13 protein-coding genes are annotated in these 21406 nt (G+C 70.6%); 9 read left to right on the top strand and 4 right to left on the bottom strand.

Translation table 11 applies throughout. From position 1 onward, the window contains the following. Positions 1–16 precede the first annotated feature (16 nt). Entirely contained in the window at positions 17–208 is a 192-nt protein-coding gene (locus tag ABZ848_RS17920; protein ID WP_360832468.1) for a DUF397 domain-containing protein, read from the bottom strand. Next, complete coding sequence (locus ABZ848_RS17915) at positions 205–1059, bottom strand: helix-turn-helix transcriptional regulator (protein ID WP_360832465.1); 855 nt, start codon at positions 1057–1059, stop codon at positions 205–207. Before ABZ848_RS17915 ends, ABZ848_RS17920 begins: the two co-directional genes overlap by 4 nt. Positions 1060–1271: 212 nt before the next feature. Here ABZ848_RS17915 and ABZ848_RS17910 point away from each other — a divergent pair, with 212 nt between their 5' ends. From ABZ848_RS17910 to ABZ848_RS17885, 6 genes are all read left to right on the top strand, one after another. Beyond that, positions 1272–2465 (top strand): DUF262 domain-containing protein, encoded by a 1194-nt coding sequence (locus ABZ848_RS17910; RefSeq protein WP_360832462.1) that lies wholly within the window; start codon positions 1272–1274, stop codon positions 2463–2465. Then, positions 2458–3618 carry a DUF3696 domain-containing protein gene (locus tag ABZ848_RS17905; protein ID WP_360832459.1) on the top strand — a complete coding sequence of 387 codons (1161 nt, stop codon included), beginning with the start codon at positions 2458–2460 and terminating at the stop codon, positions 3616–3618. The genes ABZ848_RS17910 and ABZ848_RS17905 overlap by 8 nt, the downstream gene beginning before the upstream one ends. Positions 3619–3650: 32 nt before the next feature. Beyond that, complete coding sequence (locus ABZ848_RS17900) at positions 3651–4565, top strand: hypothetical protein (RefSeq protein WP_360832457.1); 915 nt, start codon at positions 3651–3653, stop codon at positions 4563–4565. A gap of 86 nt (positions 4566–4651) precedes the next feature. After that, on the top strand, positions 4652–11362 hold the full coding sequence (locus ABZ848_RS17895) for a DEAD/DEAH box helicase (protein WP_360832454.1): 6711 nt from the start codon (positions 4652–4654) through the stop codon (positions 11360–11362). Further along, positions 11359–13590: a UvrD-helicase domain-containing protein gene (locus ABZ848_RS17890; RefSeq protein ID WP_360832451.1), complete on the top strand. Its 2232-nt coding sequence runs from the start codon at positions 11359–11361 to the stop codon at positions 13588–13590. Before ABZ848_RS17895 ends, ABZ848_RS17890 begins: the two co-directional genes overlap by 4 nt. Before the next feature lie 1247 nt (positions 13591–14837). Next, complete coding sequence (locus tag ABZ848_RS17885; protein ID WP_360832882.1) at positions 14838–16730, top strand: FUSC family protein; 1893 nt, start codon at positions 14838–14840, stop codon at positions 16728–16730. A gap of 26 nt (positions 16731–16756) precedes the next feature. Here ABZ848_RS17885 and ABZ848_RS17880 read toward each other — a convergent pair whose 3' ends face one another. Both ABZ848_RS17880 and ABZ848_RS17875 read right to left on the bottom strand, forming a co-directional pair. Beyond that, entirely contained in the window at positions 16757–17539 is a 783-nt protein-coding gene (locus ABZ848_RS17880; protein ID WP_360832448.1) for a response regulator transcription factor, read from the bottom strand. Beyond that, entirely contained in the window at positions 17536–18732 is a 1197-nt protein-coding gene (locus ABZ848_RS17875) for a histidine kinase (RefSeq protein ID WP_360832445.1), read from the bottom strand. Before ABZ848_RS17875 ends, ABZ848_RS17880 begins: the two co-directional genes overlap by 4 nt. A 166-nt stretch (positions 18733–18898) precedes the next feature. Between ABZ848_RS17875 and ABZ848_RS17870 the strand changes: the two genes are divergently transcribed. The 3 genes from ABZ848_RS17870 to ABZ848_RS17860 all read left to right on the top strand — a co-directional run bounded on the left by ABZ848_RS17870 (position 18899) and on the right by ABZ848_RS17860 (position 21401). Further along, positions 18899–19714 (top strand): class I SAM-dependent methyltransferase, encoded by an 816-nt coding sequence (locus tag ABZ848_RS17870; RefSeq protein WP_360832442.1) that lies wholly within the window; start codon positions 18899–18901, stop codon positions 19712–19714. Next, the gene (locus ABZ848_RS17865; protein WP_360832440.1) at positions 19711–21063 is read left to right on the top strand and encodes an amidohydrolase; all 1353 of its coding nucleotides are present in this window, start codon (positions 19711–19713) and stop codon (positions 21061–21063) included. Before ABZ848_RS17870 ends, ABZ848_RS17865 begins: the two co-directional genes overlap by 4 nt. 119 nt (positions 21064–21182) lie before the next feature. Beyond that, entirely contained in the window at positions 21183–21401 is a 219-nt protein-coding gene (locus ABZ848_RS17860) for a hypothetical protein (RefSeq protein ID WP_360832437.1), read from the top strand. The last annotated feature ends 5 nt before the right edge of the window (positions 21402–21406 follow it).

Raw genomic sequence — 21406 nt, 5'->3', positions numbered from 1 at the left:
ACGATTCTGTGTGGCGTCAGCCCTGGGCGGCGTACGAGACGAAGTCGGTCCAGGTCGCGGGAGAGAGAGCAAGCTGCGGGCTCTGCTCGTCCTTGGAGTCCCGCACGTGGATCGCGGCGGGCGTCAGCGCGACCTCAATGCAACTGTCACCCTGCGAGCCGCTGTAACTGCTCTTGAACCAGGCCAGTTCGGACGTGCTGCTGCTCATAGCGCTCCTCGCATTCGCTCCAGCAGGCTCCTGGAATCCGCTGGGGTGAGAGCCTGCGAGCGCAGTTTTGCATACCGGTGCTGGAGGAGGCTGATCGATTTCCGGTCTGCGATGAAACGGCCGTTCTCCTGCCCCTCCGAGTATGCGAACCACTGGTTGTCCGGCGTCTCCAGAAGCTGCATCGGTCCGTCCAGCCCTGGATGGTCCGGCTGCCACAACGGCATGACCTGCATCTCCACGTTCCAGTGCCGGTCGATCACGTCCAGCAGGTGGTCCAGCTGTGCCCGCATCACCTCCTTCCCACCCGTCCCCCGCCCCAACACCGCCTCCTCCACGATGAAACTGAACGCACACGCCGGCTTCCGCCCCACCGACAGCAACTCCTGCCGCTGAAGCCGCGCAGCGACCCGCTCGGCCAGCTCCTCCTCGTCCGGGATCGGCGGCACACTCAGCGACACCGCCTTCATGTACGCCTCGGTCTGCAACAACCCCGGCACCACCCGGCACTCGTACGTGTACAGGCTGATCGCCGTCGCCTCCAGCCGCGCCCACTGCCGGAACCACGCCGCCAGCCCCGGTTGACGTGCCAGGCACTCGCCCGCCTTCCGCAGCGCACCCGTGTTGCCCGTCGCCTCCTCCGAGCCCTCCACCAGGACCGGGTCCGGCATGCGGCGCCCCAACTCCACGGAGGCGATGGTGTGTTTGGAGAAGCCGACCCGGTCGCCCAGCTCCTGCCTGCTCAGCCCGGCGTGTTCACGGAGCGCCTGGAGCACCGCCCCGAACGTCCGCAGGCTGTCCGAGGCCTCCGGCTCGCCGCCCCTGCCCGCCCCCGCCGTACTCTCCGCCACCATCGGAAACCTCCCGCGCACCCGCCCCGCCGCACACTTCGAGCGCACTCATGGTCACGGAAAGTGGTCAGTACTGTCCAGTGCGTGACCGCGTACGCCGCGGCGGCGTACGCGGTACGAAGGCCGCGCTGTTCGAGCGTGTCGAGGGCTACTTCTCGTAAGGTGCGGGCAGCGGACCTTACGACGTCGCGTTGGCAAGAGGAGACGACCACCACATGGCCGGGCACGAGGATGAGGCCGACCCCCGCGGGCTGCTCTTCGACCGCCCCGTGGAGGTGGGTGCGAACGGGCGGCCCACCGGTGTGGAACTGGAGCTGCCGCCGGACGAGCCCGTAGGGGTGGAGGAGTTCCTCAGCCCTGCCGACATCGGCATCGAGACCCAGACAGTCCGGCTGGGGGACTTGCTGGAGCGGCTCGACGACAGGGGTCTGGACCTCGCGCCCGACTTCCATCGGCGTACCGGAATGTGGAGTGACGTACAGCAGAGCCGGTTCGTGGAGTCGCTGTTGCTCGGTATCCCGCATCCGCCGTTGTACGTGGCGCAACATGCCGACGACACGTGGTCCGTCGTCGTGGGCCAGCAGGAACTGACCGCCTTCACGCGGTTCTTGGGCATGGCACCGGACGGGCTGACGATGCTGCGGCTGACGGGGCTGGAGTACCTGCCGCGTTACGAGGGGCTGATCGCCACGGAGCTGCCGGGGCGGCTGCGGCTGCGGCTGTTCGAGACCCAGGCCGTCGTGCACGTAGTCCGGCACACCACCCCGGACGACGTGAAGTTCAATGTCTTCTGCCGGGTCAGCGCGAGCGGCCCGCATCTGACGGCTCAGGAGATCCGGCACGCGATGATCCCGAGTGGGGTGCGTGAGCTGCTCGCAGGGCTGGCGGAGCAGCCGTCCTTTGGCGAGGCCACCGGGTTCAGCGTGTCTAACGAGCGGATGGCCGACCGGGAGTTGGTTCTTCGGTACCTCGCCTTCCGCATGTACCCGCCCGCCGATTACCAGGGGTCTCACTTCGAGCAGTTCCTGACCGCAGCGATGAGCCGACTCGGTGCACTGCCGGAGGACGAAATCGTTCAGATGCTGGTGGGGTTCTTCCGGGCCATGGAGACAGCTCAGGCTCTGTTCGGGCAGCAGGCGTTCCGCAGGTCACTGGGGCACCGTCGCAAACTTCCGGTCAATAAAGCGCTGTTCGAAGCCATTGCCGTGAATCTCGCAGCCCTGGACGACGACGAGCGTGCCCGGCTGGTAACTTCGCGTGACGAAGTCCGCGACGGGCTGTACAAGCTGCTCACCACGGACTTCGCGTTCGAACGCGCTCTCACCGTGTCGCCGGGGGACCCCGCGCACGTGAGAATGAGGTTCGAGGTGGTGGCACGACTGTTCCGGGGGGTACTGAGCGGTGATTGACCGGCTGACGCTGACCAACTTCAAGGCGTTCCAGCAGGCGGACATCCCACTGGCCCCGCTCACCCTGCTGACCGGCCTCAACTCCTCGGGCAAGAGTTCCGTGTTGCAGGCGCTCGCGTTGCTCCGCCAGTCGCACGAGTCAGGAGACCTGGTGCCCCTCAAGGGGCTCAGTGAGAGCGGCCTGCTGCTCAACGGCGAGCTGGTCAACCTCGGCACGGGTCAGGACGTCCTGCACGAGGACTTCGCCGGGGACTTCCCGATGGTGACACTCGGAGTGAGCGAGGGGCCGTACCTCTACGAGTGGACAGTCCGCTACGAGCCCGAGCAGAACCTGCTGCCGCTGGTGGGCACCATCGTGCCGAGTACGGGAGAGGGCAGGGACACTCCGGAGGGCGACGCCGCACTCCGCCCCGGCTACTTCACCTCCGCCTTCCAGTACCTTCACGCGGACCGCATCACCCCCTCCGAGGGCCACCCCCGCGACCACCAGGTCGCCATCAGCCGCGGCTTCCTCGGCACCCGGGGCGAGCACAGCGTCAACTTCCTCCGTCACCACGCCCGCGACAACGTCCCCGACGGCGCGCTACGGCACCCGCGTGCGGCGTCCTCCCGCCTGCTGGACCAAGCCGTCGCGTGGATGCGGGAGTTGTGCCCCGGCGTGAACATCGCGACGGACGTCATCGAGGGCATGGACGCCGTAAGGCTGTCCTACGGCTTCGGGGAGGGGGCCGGTGCGACGCGGCACCGCCACCGCCCCACCAACGTCGGCTTCGGGCTGACGTACGCCCTGCCGATCGTCGTCGCCTGCCTGACCGCGGCGCCCGGCGCCCTCGTACTCCTCGAAAATCCCGAAGCGCACCTGCACCCGCGCGGCCAGACCAGGATGGCCGAACTCGCCGCGGCGGCCGCCGCGCAGGGCGCGCAGCTCGTCATCGAGACGCACAGCGACCATGTCCTCAACGGGATGCGGCTCGCCGTGAAGCGCGGGCACCTCGAACCGTCGCAGGCTCTCATCCACTACTTCCGCAGCGCCGGCGACGGCTCCGGCGCGGAGGTGATCAGCCCGCGGGTCGACAAGGACGGGCTGCTCGACCAGTGGCCGGAGGGGTTCTTCGACGAGATGGACCACGTGCTGGACCAGCTCATCGACTGAGGCCCGCTCACCATTCGTCCACGGGGGGATCCGTGCCGCTGCTGTTCCTGAACGACATCTCCTGCGCGACCGACTGCGAGCCGCGACGCGCGGGTCTCGCGATGACGGGGTTCGCGAAGACCGCCGTAGCCGTCGGGAAACTCGACGGCGCCACAGCCCTGGTCTGCAAGGTGCCGCTGCTGGAGGTGGAGATCGCCGCGGGCTATCCGGTCGTCAAGTGGATCGGGGACCCGCGCAACCGGGACCCGTGGCTGCGGCTGAAGCGGATGCAGACGAAAGCGCCGTTCAAGGCGGTGTACACCGAGGACATGGACGTCCACGGAGTCGAGTACCGGTACGACGGGGTCGTCGCGGACGGGCTCGGCGGTGCCCATCTGACCGGCGGCCTCGGTATCTCCCTCCTCGTCGAGCCCCGCTGGGACGCGACGCAGCTCACCCTGGACCGGGAGCGACTGGTCGAGGGCGACGAGATCGGCCAGGTCAGTGACTCCGTCGACATCCGGCACGTGTCGGCCGAGACGCACATCGACGCTCACCTCGCGTGGATCAAGGCGTCCATGGACACCGCCGCCACGACCGGCGACCAGCTGTGGGAGAAGATCGACAGGATCTGCCCCAGCCTCCAGTTCCTGGACGAGGTGGAGGAGCAGGTGCGCGGCCTCCAGGCGGTCTCCGTGGCCGTCGTCCGCAGGCGGCTCCTCGAACTGGAGGAGGCAGTCGCCGAGTGGGACCCGGACACGCAGCAGCGTCCGCGGTGGCGCGGAGACGTGCGGGGAGAGTTCCAGACGCGTCGGCGGGACAGTGAGTTCCGGGACCGCGACGGTGTGATGCGGGAGTTCGCCTGGCACACCGACTTCCCGCCGAAGCCCGGGCGGATCTACTTCCGGATCGTGAAGGAGGAGGGAACCGTCCGCATCGCCCACATCGGACGCAAGCGCGGGGTCTGAAGCGGCCGACGCGAGGGGCCGGAGCACTTAGGCGTCCTTTACGGTGGGTGTGCACATCATGATCCAGCGCTGAAGGGGGACCGCGCGTGCGACCCACACTCGCCGCCGAGCAGGTGCGCGCCAGTCTGAGCCAGTACCTGGCGACCACGTACGCACTGGCGGACGAGTCCACGCGGCGGGCCCTCCAGGAGTTCCTCGGCGACGCCGACGACGGCATCTTCCGGGGGCCGTACCTGCGCATCCGCACCCCCTTCCGGACCGCCGTGGACGAGGGCTGGCGGGAGCACCTGGAGTGGAGCCCGGACGGTTTCCGCCCGCACCGGCACCAGGCGCTGGCCTGGGAGCGGCTGTCCACGCTCCGTGGACCCGCCGAACCCACGCTCGTCACCACCGGCACCGGATCCGGCAAGACCGAGTCCTTCCTCATCCCGCTTCTCGACCACTGCCGGCGTGCGCGGGAGACCGGGCAGGGAGGTGTCAAGGCGCTCCTCCTCTATCCCATGAACGCGCTCGCCACCGACCAGGCCCAGCGCATCAACGACCGCATCGAGGGCGATCCGAGGCTGGCCGCCGCCGGTGTGCGCGCCGGCCTCTACATCGGCGACAAGCCCTCACGCACCTTCAAGGAGTCCGCGCCGAAGATCGCCGTCGAACGCGACGAGATCCGCAGCACGCGGCCCGACATCCTCATCACCAACTACAAGATGCTCGACCTGCTCCTCCAGCGTCCCGAGGACCGGCGACTGTGGGAGGGCCGGTCGCTGGCCTACGTCGTCCTCGACGAGTTCCACACCTACGACGGCGCCCAGGGCACCGACGTGGCGATGCTGCTGCGCAGGCTCGGCGCGGTGACCGGGCTCGCCGAGGACGGGCGGCCGCTCGGGCCCGTGTGCCCCGTCGCCACCTCGGCCACGCTCGGCGAGTCCGGCACGGTCGGCGAGACCATGCTGGACGTCGCCGAGCAGGTCTTCGGGGTGCCGTTCCCGCCCGAAGCCGTGGTGGGCGAATCCCGGTACAGCGTCGAGGAGTTCGTGGGGGAGACCGACTTCTCGCTGCCCTTCCCCACGCCGCAGGACGTGGCCGCGATCGGTGATCCCACGCGCGACCAGCACGCCCTGGACGAGCTGATCGCCTGCTTCACCGGCGGGTCCGGGCTGTCCCCGGCCGAGCTCGGGGAGCGGCTGCGGCGGCACCGGCTGACCGCGATCGTGCTGGAGATCCTGGACGGCAGGCCGCGCACCTACACCGAGATCATGGAGTTCCTGCCCAGGGTCGCGCCCCACTGGGGCATGGCCGTACGGCAGCATCCCCAGACCGCCGCCCAGGCCCTCGCCCGCTATGTGGCGCTGTTGTCCCTCGCCCGCCGCCCCGAGGACCCGGCGTTGCCCCTGCTGTCCATCGAGGTCCACCAGTGGGTGCGGTCCGTCTCCCGCGTCCTGCGCGGGATCACACCAGCGCGGGCCGAGTTCCGGTGGGACGACGAGCGCGTCACCGCCAAGGGGAAGCTGGCGCGCCACGAGCCCGAGGAGCCGGCCGACTCGGCGAGCGGATCGGCCCCCGACGACGCGGCGCCCCTCCCCGCCGACGACAGCGCACCCCGGCCGGCCGAGGTGTTCCTGCCCGCTGTCTTCTGCCGCGAGTGCGGACGCTCCGGCTGGGCGGCGCTGTCGCCGGAGGCCGACGCGGCCGACCTCGACCTGCACGCGAGCAAGATCCGTCAGGCCTCGATGAGCAGGGAGAAGCGCCGGGTACGGAACATGATCGCGGCCTACGAGGCCGAGGCGTACGAGGTGGCCTTCGTCAAGGAGAAGCCCCGCAGCGGGTCCACCGTCATGGTGCTGGAGGGCGCCGAGGGGCGGCTGCGGCCCCTGGCGCCGGAGACCGACTTCGAGCCCCCGCAGGAGGGGGCGGGGCCGCGGGTCGCCAAGGCGCTCCACAACGCCGCTTTCGTGTGGGTGGACCTCGCCGGTGACCGGGCCGCCGAGACCGACCAGTGCCCCTTCTGCCGTACCTTCAACACCATCCGCTACCTCGGTACCGGGCTCGCGGCCCTCGCGGCGGCCTCCATCACCCAGCTGTTCACCGGGGGCGAGCTGGACGAGAACCTCGGGGAGAACAAGACGCTTCTCTTCAACGACTCAGTCCAGGACGCCGCCCACCGTGCCGGATTCGTCGCCAGCCGGTCCTACACCTTCTCCTTCCGCTCCCTGCTCGCCCGCCGGATCGCCGAGGACGACTGGATCACGGTGAACGATCTGGCGGCGGACATCGTCGAGGAGGTCGTCGACAGCAAGAAGGTGCAGGTCGCCGTCGTACCGCCGGATCTGCACGTGGTCCCGGGCGTCGACACCCTCCTCGCCGGGCGCAGCCGGGGTTCGCAGCGCACCTGGCGGCTCATCGCCGAGCGGCTGGCGTTCGCCGCCGTCCTGGAGTTCGGGCTGAGGTCCCGGCAGGGCCGCACCCTGGAGCTGACCCGGACCGTGGCCGCGGACGTCCCGTTGGCCGATCCGGACGGTGTGGCGGAGATCGTGAGGGAGTTGTTGCACACCACCCCCGGGGACATCGCGCTGCCGGACGGGTCGGTACCGGGGCCCGACGACTTCGTGGGGTTCGTGCGCGGGCTGCTCGAACGGCTGCGCACCCGGGGCGCCATCCGGCACGCGTGGCTCGATCCCTGGCTCGCCGAGGCGGGCGTACGGCGCTGGCAGATCACCGGAGACAGGCCGCCGGGCATGCCCGCCTTCCCGCGCGGCATCTCGGCACCCTCCTTCCTGCTCGGCGGTCCGAAGAAGGGCAGCGACGATTTCGACGTGCTCACCGGCCGGCTGGGCTGGTACCAGGACTGGACGATGCGGGCCCTGGGCCTGCGCGACCGGGATGCCGCGAGCGACTTCCTCGTCCGTCTGCTGCCCGCGCTCACCGAGGCGCAGGTTCTGTCCGTGCGCACCGCCAAGGACGGAAGCACACGGATCTACGGCCTCCAGCCCGGCCATGTCCGGGTCCGCAAACTTGCCGACGAGGTCGTCGCCGACGCCGGTGTCCACTGCGACCGCTGCTCCTGGCAGCGGACCCTCCACCCCGAACTGATCGGTCTCTGGCACGGGCAGGCGTGTCCCCGATACCAGTGCGGAGGCAGGCTGCGGTCGGGTGAAGGAGCGCTCAGGCAAAGGGACTTCACCGACGACTTCTACCGGCGCATGTACCGGGACGCCGGTGTGTTCACCATCAACACCGCCGAGCACACGGGCACGCTGGACCGCCGTAAGCGGGAGGCCGTGGAGAGGGCCTTCCGCGAGGGCACCACAGGGCCGAAGGGACACTACGCCAACCCGCAGGTGCTGTCCTGTACGCCGACCCTGGAACTCGGCATCGACATCGGCGACCTGTCAGCCGTCGTGCTCGCCTCCCTGCCCAAGGGCCCGGCGAACTACGTCCAGCGGGTGGGCCGCGCGGGCCGTACGACCGGCAACGCCTATCTGCTCACCATGGTCGACCGGGGGCCGCGCGACCGGTACTACCTGGAAGATCCCCAGCAGATGATCGCCGGTGAGATCCAGCCCCCGGGCTGCTACCTCTCGGCCGTGGAGATCCTGTGCCGCCAGTACCTCGCCCATCTGCTGGACGTCGTCGCGGCCGGACAGCTGCCGTCCCCCGACGGCGACCGCCTGCCACTGCGCCCCATGCCCCGCCGTGCCGACGAACTCTTCGACGACTCGGGCTGGTTGACGGAGTTCCAGCAGGCCGCACTGGCCGACGGGGAACGGCTCGTGAAGCGGTTCCTCGCGCTCTTCCCGCCGTACGACGAGAAGCGCGGGACCGGGTTGAGCGCCGAAGCCGCCCGTGCCGTGGAGGAGTTCGCGACCGGGAAGCTGAAGGACGCCCTCGACCGTGCGCGTCGGCAGTGGAACCTGCGGCGCGACGATCTCCAGCATCGCAGTGACGCGATCCGCAAGGCCATGGAAGAGCTTGTGGTCGGCGATCCCGAACACGAGCGGCAGGGGCGGGAGTTGCGCGCCGAACTGCGGGCGGTCGGCAAGCGTGGCCGGGCCGTCGGCACCAGCACCGCTCATTCGGCCCTGGTCGACCTCGGTCTGCTGCCCAACTACAGCCTCGTCGACTCCACCACCGAGCTGGAGGCCACACTCCTGTGGAAGGAGGAGGAGAACGGCGAGACCCGCCACAAGAGCAAGGTGCTCCGCTACGACCGCACGGCCCGCTTCGCGCTGAAGGACTTCGCCCCCGGTAACCACTACTACGTACAGGGCTACAAGCACCGCATCACCGGTCTCGACATCGGCAGCCCGAAACGGCCCGCCTGGCTGTGGTGGCGGATCTGCCCCGAGTGCGGCCATGTCCGCACCCATCAGGCGGAGCTGGACCCGTCCGCCTGCCCGCGTTGCCGGTCGGCGGCCATCGGTGACGTCGGCTGCCTGCACAAGGTGCTCGTACCGCACCGCGTCCTGTCCCGGGACCAGCGCGACGACGCCCGGGTCCGCGACGACACCGACGAGCGGGAACGGCGCAACTACACCGTCGTACCGGCCGTGGACATTCCGCGGGACAGCGTGGTCGAGGCGTACAAGCACGCGGACGAGAAGGTCACCTTCGGCTGGGAGTTCACCCGGGACGCGGTCATCCGGCACATCAACGTCGGCGCACTGCGCGTGGACGGCGGCACCGAGGACTCCTTCGCCGGGCGTCCGGTACGGCTCAACCCCTTCTGGGTGTGCGACTCCTGCGGCCACGCTGACCCGGACGGCGGACCGGCGCAGGAGGACGCGCTGATTCCGGCCAGGGCCGCCCGGTACCACCGCCCGTGGTGCCCCAGGCTGCGCGCCGGAGTGACGGACAGCCGCTCCCAGCGGGAGGGCGTCCGGCTGCTGCTCGCACACGAACTGCGCACCGAGGCCCTGCGCATCCTCATCCCCGCCGTCACCGCCCATACCCAGGAGCGGCTCGTCTCCTTCAAGGCGGCACTTCTCGCGGGCATCGCCCGCTCCTACGGCGGCGACCCGGACCACCTGGCCGTCGTCACCGACTCCATGCCCGAACCGGACGGCGGCGACCCGGACGTGCGCCGGCACTTCCTGGTCCTCTACGACACGCTGCCGGGAGGCACCGGCTATCTGCACCGTCTCGCCGGAGGGGACGGGCTGCGCGACGTATTGGCGCTCGCCCGCGAGGCCATCGAGACGTGTGTGTGCCGGGATGAGGGACGGCCCGCCTGCCATCGCTGTCTGCTGCGGCATGTCGAGGACGGCGAGTACGAGCTGGCCTCCCGTGAAGAGGCGCTCGACATGCTCGGCGAACTCTTCGGGCCGGACGGGGGCCGGTGGGGCGCCAGGCGGGTGGCCACCGCCCAGGACATCACCCTGGTTCCCCAGCTGGAGAGTGAGCTGGAGGCGCTGTTCCGGCGCGGTCTGCTGGCCTGGGCGGGCCGGGACGACGTGGACGAGGCGAGCGTCCGTACCGCGGTGAGCGCGGACGGCGAACGCAGTACCGAACTGCGTCTGACCGCCCCTGACGGAGCCGTCACCCGCTGGCAGATGGAGACACAGGTCGACTGCGACTTCACCGTCCCCGACGTCGTGTTCACGCGCCTGGACCAGAACGGGCCGCGTGTCGCCGTCTACCTCGACGGCTACCGCTACCACGCGAGTCCGGCCTGCAACCGGGTCGCCGACGACGCGGCCCGGCGCACCAGGTTGCGGGCGCTGGGCTGGCAGGTGTTCCAACTCACCTGGGACGACGTACAGATGTGGACCGGGCGCCGCAAACCGCCCGCCGACCCGGTCTGGACGCCGTACCAGAACACCGCGCAGCGGACAGCCCTCGACATCCACCGGCGTCTGCACAGCGGGGACACACGGGACCTGCCGCGCTTCGTGTGGGCCAATCCGGTGGACACACTGATCGGGTATCTGGCGCGTCCTGACGCCGAGTTGTGGCGCCGCCGCACTCAGAGCGCCCTCGCCGGGTTCGCCGCCGTGGCCGCGACCAGCCGCGCCCTCGCCGATGGTCCCGCCATCGGCGAGCGGATCGACGAAGCCCTGCGCGGGGAGCGGCTGACCGGCGGCAAGGGGGCTGTACAGGTGATGGCCACCCGGGACGCGAGTGGCTGTCCGCTGACCGTGGTCCTGGATCTGCGCCGGGGCCAGGCGGGCGCGGTCTGGTCGGCGGCCACCGTGCTCGACGACAGCCCGGAGGCCATGGCCGACGACGCCGCGCACCGGCGACGCTGGCAGGCGTGGCTGTACTGGACGAACCTGCTGCAGTTCCTCAACGAGGGAGACGGCGACGGAGCACAGCTCGTGACGAGCACGCTGTCGCAGTTCGACGTGGCGGAGCTGGCGGTCACCGGCGGCACGGGATGGCTGAGCTCGCAACGACGGGCGGCCGGGGCCTCGGAGGAGGAGCACGGCACCGGGGCCGTACGCGATCCCGCCTGGGCGGAGGTCATCGAGTACCTCGCCGAGGAACCGGGTCTGAACGACCTCGCCGTCGCGCTCGCCGACCGAGGGGTGCCGGCTCCCGAACAGGGCTATGAACTCGGCGACGGTCTGTGGGCCGCCGAACTCGCCTGGCCCGACCGGCGCATCGGGGTGGTGCTCGCCCATCGGCCGCCCGTCGGTGAGACCGAGGACGTCGAGGCGCTGCGGCGCGACGAGGCCTATACGAAGGCCGGCTGGCAGGTCCGCACCGCCGTCGCATGGGACACCGGGGAGCTCGCCGCGCTGCTCCTCGACGACGGTGAAGACGGCCGCGGACCGAACGAGGACGAGGAGCACGACGTATGACCGGGGGCGCCACGCTGCGGCTGTTCGACAAGGCCGGGCGGGATATCGAGGCGTTGGACCCGAGGACCCTGGAGGAGGTCTACCGGTTCCAGCGCGACTTCCGGCGCAACCCGCACGAGGGCTTGTTCCCCCGGGAGCAACTCCCCGGCGACGGCCGCCTGTGGGCCGTGGCACTTTCACGGGAGTCGGATCACCGGGCGGTGATGCTGCGGATCGCCCAGCACGACTGGCTGTTGATCTCGGTCAGACATCAGGACGAGGTACGGCAGTACGCCGACCGGCTGGCCTACGGCATCAACCAGATCACCGGAGCCATCGAGTACGTCGACCTGCGCGAGGCGGACGCCGTCGAGGCCGCCCGGCCGGGCGCCGATACGCCGCTGTTCGCCGAGCTGGGCGAGAAGAAGCTGGCAGAACTCGGTGTCGCCGAACCCCTCATTCCGATCGTCCTCAAGCTCACCACGGACGACGAGGTGCGGGCTCTCGCCGACGTCGCCCCGGGGCACACCCGCGAGGTGCTGCTGCGGCTGCGTGACGGTCTCTCGTACGACAAGGTCAGGGAACAGGTCACCAAGCCGGTCGAGGTCGAGCCGGAGAAGCTGGACACCGAGGACTGGCAGTCGGCCGTCGGCCGTACCCGGGCCGTCGTCGTCACCGACGACGAGTCCCTGCAGAGCATCATCGAGGAAGGCAAGTTCGGGCGCTGGAAGGTCTTCCTGCATCCCACCCAGCAGAAGCTGGTCGCAAGGAAGTACTCCGGCGCGGTCCGGGTCAGCGGTGGCCCCGGCACCGGCAAGACGGTCGTGGCGCTGCATCGGGTCAAGCACCTGGTCGACCGGCTCCGCCCCGGCCACACCAAGCCGGTCCTGCTCACCACCTTCAACAGGAACCTCGCCGCCGACCTCCGCGCCCGCCTGCTGTCCCTCGGCGGACCGGAGACCGTGGCCCGCGTCGACATCGTGCACGTCGACCAACTGGCCACCCGCCTGGTCAGAGAGTCCGACCCGGGCAACACCAAGCGGCGCATCGAGGACGCCCAGGCACTGAAGGAGTGGCGTGCGCTGCTGATGGAGGCCGGTGAGCACCGCTGGAGCGCCGAGTTCCTCAGCGACGAGTGGAACCAAGTGATCCTCGGGCAGGCCGTGCACAGCCGCGCCGACTACTTCCAGGTGCGTCGAGCCGGCCGCGGTCGCACCCTCAACCGGGCCGAGCGAGCCCAGGTCTGGCAGCTGACCGAGCGTTTCACCCAGCGCCTCGAACTCAAGGGCCTGGAGACCCACCGACAGGTCGCCGAGCGGGCCGCCCGGCTGGAGATGGACCGCAAGGAGAAGATCGACAAGCGACAGAGGGAGACGGACGAACGCGGTGGACTGGCCAATGTCCACGTCGAGTCGGGCTCCGGGGCCTTCCTGCGCTACCGCTACCGGCACATCGTCGTCGACGAGGCCCAGGACCTCAGCGCCGCCCACTGGAAGATGCTCCGTGCGATGGTCCCGGTCGGCCCTGACGACCTCTTCCTCGCCGGCGACACCCACCAGCGGATCTACGACAACCAGGTCACCCTGGGCAGCCTCGGCATCAACATCAGGGGCCGCTCCTCCCGGCTGACCCTGAGCTATCGCACCACCCGGGAGATCCTCCGTGACGCGACACGGGTCCTGGAGGGTGCGCAGTACGACGACCTCGACGGCGACAAGGACAGCCTGGAGGGCTACCGCTCGGTGCTCCACGGCGGACGGCCGGTGCTCCGTGGCACGGCCAGCTGGGACGAGGAACTGGACGCGATCACCGAGCAGTTGAGGGCATGGCACGGCATCCCCCGCGAGTCCGTCGCCGTCTGCGTGCCGACCAACGAGATGGCCTCCGACGTGGAGCACCGGCTCGCCCGGCACGGCATCACATCCACCGTGATCACCCGGGACGGCCTGCCACGCAACGAAGGCGTGCACATCGGCACGATGTACCGCTTCAAGGGGCTCGAATACCAGGGCATGATCATCGCCGGAGTGTCCGAAGGACTCGTCCCCCGCTCGTCCGTGGACGCCTGGGAGCGCACCGACCGGCTGCGTCACCAGCGTGAACTCCAGCGTGCCCGCTCACTCCTCTTCGTCGCGGCGACGAGGGCCCGGGACACACTGGCGATCTTCTGGCACGGGGAGCCCAGCCGCTTTCTGGGACCCTTGACAGGGGAAAACGGGGCTCACCTGGATCGTCCGGCTACAGGGTAGGAGGTTCGGCGCGTCAAGGGGGGTGATTGACAGCCGAACATACCTGATCTGTAGGGGGCTGATAGACAACAGAGGTAAACATGCCTCGATCGACAAGAACTTGAGGAGATGCTGTCGACCTCAGTCACTCGTTGCAGCACAAGAAGGCAGTTCCCCAAGGGCTCGGCCGGTTCCTCAAACCCACCCCCCTATTGCCCGCGGCGTCCGGGCACTGGACCTGACTTCGGTGATGCCCATTCAGGGGAAAGGGCAATGGACTTGGGCGGCGCCAGTACCGTCCTCCAGCTTCTGGCGTCACCAGCCGAAGCGATCAATGGCGGGGCTGGCACACACTGGACAGTCGCAGGTCCACGGATCCACATAGGCGAACCAGTCCTGCAGGGTTGACGCTCGGACGTAACGCAGCAGGCGCCGTAGCAAGATCATCGGGAGTGGACGATGGCCTCCGTCACCACCGCCCGGGCACGGCACCACACCGTGCCGAAGTGCCGCCGTGCTCAGACCTCAGTTCCGGATTCGCCTCATGCCGGCAGGACCGCGTGAGCTTCGCGAGCCGGAACAGAGAGTGGTGAGGGGCCCTCGTAGCCATCGCCGGCTGCACGGCACCAGGACGACTGTGTCCATGCGGCGCAGTAGAGTCGCCTGGCTGATGACAGCCCTGAGGGCGCCCGCCTGACCCGTGTCGCCCGCCGGGGCACTTCGATCGCGGACCGGTCATCGACCATGATCAGCAGACGGTTCTGTAGCGGCTCGTCGATACTTTCGATCCGCTCACACATGAGAGCGGCCCCTCGCGATCCCGAGCTCGACCCGCTGCTCATCACTGTCAGAGCCGCTCGACAGCGCCCGCAAGACTGTCGAGCTGCCGCGGAGTTCTTGCAGTCCAGTCGTCGACAGCGTGAACGTGGCGTCACCATATGTGGGTTCGGGCGGAACGACAGGCAGATCGAGACCGGCAAGGTCGGAGGCTCCCCGTGCTCGCCGCAATTGCGTTCATAAAGAACGTGGTCATTCCAAGCATCGTCACATCGCAGTAATACGACCGTCCCAATCCCCACAACCCCGCGATCTACCGTGGGAACCGCACGCCGCAGCCCGGCCACCGTCGCCCGAAGGCTCACCTCCGCCCTCGTCACGACGACAGGAGCCCGCTCCCCGTGTCCCGCTCCGCCGCCCGCACCGGCATCAGGACCCGTATCCATATCCGTAAGCGCAACGACACCCGCCTACGTCCCGGCACGCCCGCGCTGCCGCCCTGGCTGGCGCATGCTCTCCGGGCCCAGCGTGGGCCCGTGCCCTGGAGTGCTGTTGTGCGTGGGGCTCTTGCTGCCGGGCCGCTGCTGCTCGCCGCCGTACTCGTTCAGCGCACCTCCCTCGGTGTCGTCGCCGCCATCGCCGCCATGCTTGCCGGGATCAACGACCGGCCCGGGAGTCGGCGGGCCTCCGTCCGGCGGCTCGGGGTGCCCGCGCTCGCGGGGGCCGGGGGGTTGCTGGTGGGGACGTATGCGGGGGCGCACGCGGACCCCGTCGTGCTGACCCTGGTTCTGACCTGCGTCGGGCTCGTCGCCGGTGGGATCAGTGCCGTCGGGCCCGTCGCCTCCGGTGCCGGGACGCAGCTGCTCGTCGCCTCCGCCATCGGGGCCGGGATGCCCGTGCCCGAGGCCGGGTGGGAGCGGGTGCTGGCCTTTCTTGCCGGGGCCGGGTGGCTGGTGCTGCTTCGGCTTGTGCTGCCTACGCCGGGGGCCATCGCCGGGGATTTCCGGTTCGACGGGGAGCGGGAAGCCGTCGCCGCCGTGTACGACGCCGTCGCCGAACTGCTCGATGCCGTTGGGGGAGCGGACGCCCTCGCCCGGCGGGCCGCGCTCACCGCCGCTCTCGATCATGCGCAGGACGCCCTCGCCGGGCCCCGGCTGCGGCGGTACGCCAGTTCCGGCGCCGAGCGGCGGCTGCACGCGCAGTACGCCGCCGCCCTGCCGCTCGCCGAGGCCGCGACCGCGCTCGCCTGGGCCGGGGAGGCCGTCGGCGGGCGGGCCTCCGAGGGGCCCCGGCGGCTCGCCGGCGCCGTACGCGAGAACACGCCCACCGGGCCGTTGCCCGCGCCCCATCGGTCCGGGCCCGCGCTCCGCGCCCTCGACGACGCCTTGCTGCGCGCCGCCGAGGCCTTCGACCAGGGCGAGGGGAGCAGGGAACTGCACCGTCGGAGGCGGAGCTGGAGGCGTGTGGTGCGGCTCGTGTTCGGAGCCGGTGGGCGGGAGTACGGGCTTCGGGTCGGCCTCTGTTTCGGGGCCGCCGTCGCCGTGGCGCAAGCCCTGCACCACGCCCGTTGGTACGGGCAGCACGAGCACTGGTACTGGCTGCCCGCCACCGCCGTCTTTCTGGTCAAGCCCGATCTCGGACCGCTCGTCTCCCGGGTGCTGTGCCGGGCCGCCGGGACCGTGCTGGGTGCCCTCGTCTTCGCCGGGTTCGCCGCCGTGCTGCCGCGGCCCGAGGGGCTCATCGTGCTCGTCGCCGTCAGCGGTGCGCTCATACCCGTCTCCACCCGGCACTTCGCCGCGCAGACCGCCGTCGTGACGGTTCTCGTGCTGGCCCTGGTGATGGTGGGCGGGGAACCGCAGGCCTCCGTCAGCCGGATCGGCGAGACGCTGCTGGCCTGCGCGATCGTGCTCGTCGTCGGGCATGTGCCGATGCCGGGGCAGCGGGGCGGGGGAGTACGGGCGCGGGTCGCGGCGGCGGGCTCGGCTGCGTACGCGTACCTCGGTCACGTGCTGGAGGAGAGCCGCGCCCCCTCCGAGTCCCACCGCGCCGCCTCCGATTCCCACCGCGCCCCCTCCGAGTCCCACCGTGCCGCCCGCTGGACCCTCCGGCGCGAGGCCTATCGCACGCTCGCCGAGGCCCGTACCGCCATAGCCCTCGCCGCCGCCGAACTCCCGCCGCTCGCCCGGCACTCGGAGGGCGCGGACGACGTCGTCGTCAGCCTCGAACGGCTCGTCGACGCCACCACTGCCTGCGCCGTCCACCTCGACGACTCGGGGCACCTGTCGGCCGGGGACCGCGAGCAAATCACCGAGCTGCTGGGAGAGTTGGAGAAGGATCAGGCTCGTACTCGGCTGCGACTGCCCGAGTTGCCCCTCGCCGTGTAGCCCTCAGCCCTGAACCCCTCAGCCCCTCAGCGCAGCAACCGCCGCTCCTTCGCCACCGCCACCGCGCCGGCCCGCGTGTCCACCCCCAACTTGCCGTAGATCCGGCCCAGATGGGTCTTCACCGTCGCCTCGCTGATGAACAGCGCGCGGGCGATCTCGCGGTTGCCCAGGCCGCGGGCCAACTGGCCGAGGATCTCTTGCTCGCGCTCGGAGAGGGTGGGGCGCGGGCTGCGCATCTGGGCCAGCAGGCGGTCGGCGACCGGCGCGGACAGCGCCGTACGGCCGGACGCGGCGCTGTGGATCGCCGCGAAGAGTTCCTCGGGGCGTTCCGCCTTCAGCAGGTAGCCCGTGGCGCCCGCCTCGATGGCCCTGGTGATGTCCGCGTCCGTGTCGAACATCGTCAACACCAGGACGCGCGGCGGGAGTTCGGTGGCGGTCGTGAGGCGTTGTGTCGCCGTCACTCCGTCCATGCCCTCGCCGAGCTGAAGGTCCATCAGGACGACGTCCGGGCGGAGGCTCGCGGCCATCGCCAGTGCCTCCTCCCCGCTGCCCGCCTCGCCGACCACCTCGATCCCCTCGGCACTGGCCAGCAGCGCGCGCAGACCGGCGCGGACGACGGCGTGATCGTCGCAGAGGAGCAGACGGACGGCAGTGCCCGGCGGGGCGACCGGCGCGCCGCTGACCGGGGCACCGCCGGCCGACGTACGACTGGCCGTCGTGTCGTCGGCCGAGGCGCCGCTCACCGGCGCGCCCCTCGCCGAGAAACCCCGCCCCGACGCCCCCGACGCCCCGCCCACCGGCGCGCTCATGAAGCCGTCACCAGCGGAATCGACGCCGATACGACCGTGCCCTCGCCCGGTGTCGACTCCACCATGAGCGTGCCGCCCGACTGGTGGGCGCGGATGCGCATCGCCGGGAGGCCGTGGCCGCGCGTGCGGTTCGGCTCCGTCGGGAGGGCGGTCGGTTCGAAGCCGCGGCCGTTGTCGGCCACGTCCAGGGCGATCTGGTCGTCCAGGCAGGTCAGGGTGAGCGCGGCCCGGGTCGCGGCGGCGTGTTCGCGGACGTTGGCCAGCGCGCCCTGGGCGATGCGGAGGAGGGCGGCCTCGGTGCGTTCCGGCAGTGGGCCCGGCGTGCCGTCGAGGCGGAAGCCGACCGCCAGGCCGGGTCCGCTCTCCCGCTCGGCCAGCGCGGCCAGCGCCGCGGGGAGGGTGTGCTCCGCGAGGTCGGCCGGGGCCAGGTCGTGGACGAAACGGCGGGCCTCGGTGAGGCTGCGGGCGGTGATGCCGGCCGCCTCGCGGAGGTGGGCGCGGGCCGCGTCCGGGTCCGTCCGCCAGACCCGCTCGGCGGCCTGCAGCAGCATCCGCTGGCTCGACAGGCCCTGCGCGAGCGTGTCGTGGATCTCCGCCGACAGCCGCTGCCGTTCCGCCAGTACGCCCGCCCGGCGTTCCGTCGCCGCCAGGTCGCGGCGGGTGCGGACCAGGTCGTCGATGAGGGCGCGTTGTCTCGCCGCCTGGCGTTGCAGATGGACGAAGACGGCGGTGGCGACCGCGGCAATGGCGGGCGGCGCGACGACCATGTTGGGGTTCAACGGGCCGTCCGCCACCCGCACTTCGGAGATCACCACCAGCGTGGTGAGTACGGCGGTCAGCGGCACCGCGATCCTCGGCGGCAGCGCGTACAGGCCGGCGAACAGCAGCGGCATCGCACACCAGGTGGCGCTCGGGGCGAGGGCCAGCAGGGCCGCCCAGACCGCGGAGACCGAGGCCAGCCAGGTCAAGTGGCGCCTGGTGGGCGGGGTTCCGGCGGGCGGGGGCGGGGCCAGGACGTGTCCGAGGGCGTAGAGCAGGAAGAACGCCGTGAACAGCGCGACGACCCAGGCCGCATGGGTCCCTCCCTGGTCGCGGGAGAGGAAGCGCGCGAACGACGAGCACAGCAGCAGGAGGAACGCGGCGTGCACGACCGCGGTCAGCCGGCGCTCGTCCGGATCGGTGGTGTTCTCCATACCCCGTGTCTAACGCGGTCGGCGGCGCGTCGCATCAACCGATCGGCTGACATCGCGATCGCCCGAAGTGTCCGCCGGGAGGCTCCTGTCGGCCGAGCCGCCTGCTCGCTGTACGCCGCGAGGCTGGCATGACCGACATCCCCACCGCCCGGAAGGCCCGTTCCTCATGCCCGCCAAGAACCTCACCGCCAACCGCGCCGCCCTCGGCCACCGCATCGGCTACGCCCTGAGCCACCCCGACCGCGTCCCCCGCCATCTCGCCCGCGCCGCCCGGGACTTGTGGCTGGCCAGGCGCCACCCCGACCACGTCTCCTACTACCGGGCCGTGATGCGCTCCGACACCCGCAACGACCCCGACGCGGCCGTCGGCAGCCGCAGCCGGGAGCGGTGGCTGGCGCTCGGGGCGATGCAGTTCGACTATCTCGTCGGGCACGGGCTGCGGCCCGGGCACCGGATGCTGGAGATCGGCTGCGGGAACCTGCGCGGCGGCTGGCGGTTCATCCGGCATCTGGAGCCCGGGCACTACTACGGCATCGACATCTCGCCGGACATCCTGCTCGCCGCGCAGGACACGATCGTGGAGATGGGACTGGCGAAGCGGCTGCCGACGCTGACCCCGGTACGGGATCTGACGCTGCGGTTCCTGCCCGACGCGCACTTCGACGTCGTACACGCGCACAGTGTCTTCTCGCACTCGCCGTTGCCCGTGATCGAGGAGTGTCTGGCGAACGTTGGGCGGGTGCTGGCGCCGGGCGGGTGGTTCGACTTCACCTTCGACCGGACGGAGGGGGAGGAGCACCAGGTGCTGCGGGAGGACTTCTACTACCGGACCGAGACGCTCGTGTCGCTGGCCGGGAAGTACGGGCTGCGGGCGCGGTTCATGGATGACTGGGAGGCGCTGCCGCACGGGCAGTCGAAGATCCGGGTCAGTGCGGCGGCGGGCTCCTTCCCGGAGCCTTCAGGGCATACGTTGGCGCAATGACCGAGACTCCCGCCGATCTCATCATCACCGGATGCACCGTCCTCGTGCACGACGACCGAGAACGGATCGGGTTCGAGGAGGACGCGGCGATCGTCGTACGGGACGGTGTCGTCGAGTCCGTCACCGGCGCGGCGGCCGTCGAGGGCGTCGCCGCCCGCGAGCGCATCGACGCCCGAGGGCAGGTCGCCCTGCCCGGCCTGATCAACTGCCACACGCACGCGCCGATGGTCGCGCTGCGCGGCGTCGCCGAGGACTTGCCGACCGACGAGTGGTTCAACGACGTCGTGTGGCCGATCGAGTCCAACCTCACGGAGAAGGACGTGGAGTTGGGCGCGCGGCTCGCCTGCGCGGAGATGATCCGGGCGGGGGTCACCTGTTTCGCGGACCACTACTTCGCCATGGACGCGGTGGCCGCGGTGGTGGAGGAGTGCGGGATGCGGGCGCATCTGGGGGAGGCCTACTTCTCCTCGCTGGGACCCCAAGGCCGGGAGAAGTCGGTGGAGTTCGCGCTACGGCACCGGGGTGGCGCCGGCGGCCGTATCACCACCGCCCTTGCCCCGCACGCGCCTTATACCGTCGACGACGCCGACCTCGCCGCCACCGCCGAACTCGCCCGCGAGCACGGGCTGCCGGTGCACATCCACGCCGCCGAGAACCGGGACCAGACCGACGTCAGCCTGAACCAGTACGGCGTCACGCCCATCGAGATCCTGCGGCGCACCGGCATCCTCGACACCGATGTCCTCATCGCCCACGGCACCGGGATCCTCGACCGCGACCTGCCGTTGCTCGAAGCCGCCGGTGGCCGGGTCGCCGTCGCGACCGCGCCCCGCGGGTACCTCAAGTTCGCCTGGCCCACCACGACTCCGGTGCGCGCCCTGCACGACATCGGCATCCCCGTCGGGCTCGCCACGGACGGCGCCGCCTCCAACAACTCCCTCGACGTCTGGGAGTCGATGGCGCTCACCGCCCTCATCCAGAAGTCCACGACCGGCGACCCCCGCTGGCTGACGTCCCGTCAAGCCCTGCACCACGCAAGCCTCCAGAGCGCGCGGGCAATCGGCCTCGGGGACGTGATCGGGAGCATCGCCCCGGGCCGCCGCGCCGACATCGTCCTCGTCGACATCACCGGCCCGCACACCCAGCCCGTCCACGACCTCGCCGCCACCCTCGTGCACAGCGCCCGCTCCTCCGACGTCCGCACGACGATCGTCGACGGCCACGTCCTGATGCGCGACCGGCAGCTCCTGACCCTCGATGTCCCTTCCGTGGTACGGGAGTTGGGGGAGCGGATGCCCGCGCTGGTCGACCGGGGGCACGGCCGCCGTATTCAGGATTACAAGACCTGAAATCCGGTCGTGGAGAAGCAATTTGTCGCCAACCGCCGGTGACCGGGCCGTCACGGGAAGTGGTTTCACGCTACACAGGAAAGCCGGGGCGTACTCGTCCGAGGGGGAGGGCCGGTCCGGTGGAGCTGACGATCGACGTTGCGGTGCTGCTCGCCGTCATCATCTTCGTGCGCATACGTCACCGTAAGGTGCAGGCCCGCAGCCGTACCGACCAGTGGCTGACGGTGTTCCTCGCGCTGGCCTTCGGCGTGCTGATCGCGCCCACCGCCTTCGGGCAGGGAGTCTTCGACTTCATGAGTGAACTCGCCCAGGGAGTAACCCGGTCGGCCAGTCCGTGATCTTC

Origin of the sequence: Streptomyces sp. NPDC047081, assembly GCF_040643775.1 — a bacterium.
In the GTDB taxonomy this organism is placed as follows: domain Bacteria; phylum Actinomycetota; class Actinomycetes; order Streptomycetales; family Streptomycetaceae; genus Streptomyces.
Note: the sequence above shows the minus strand (reverse complement) of the source record. Positions and strands in the feature narration are given on the sequence as shown.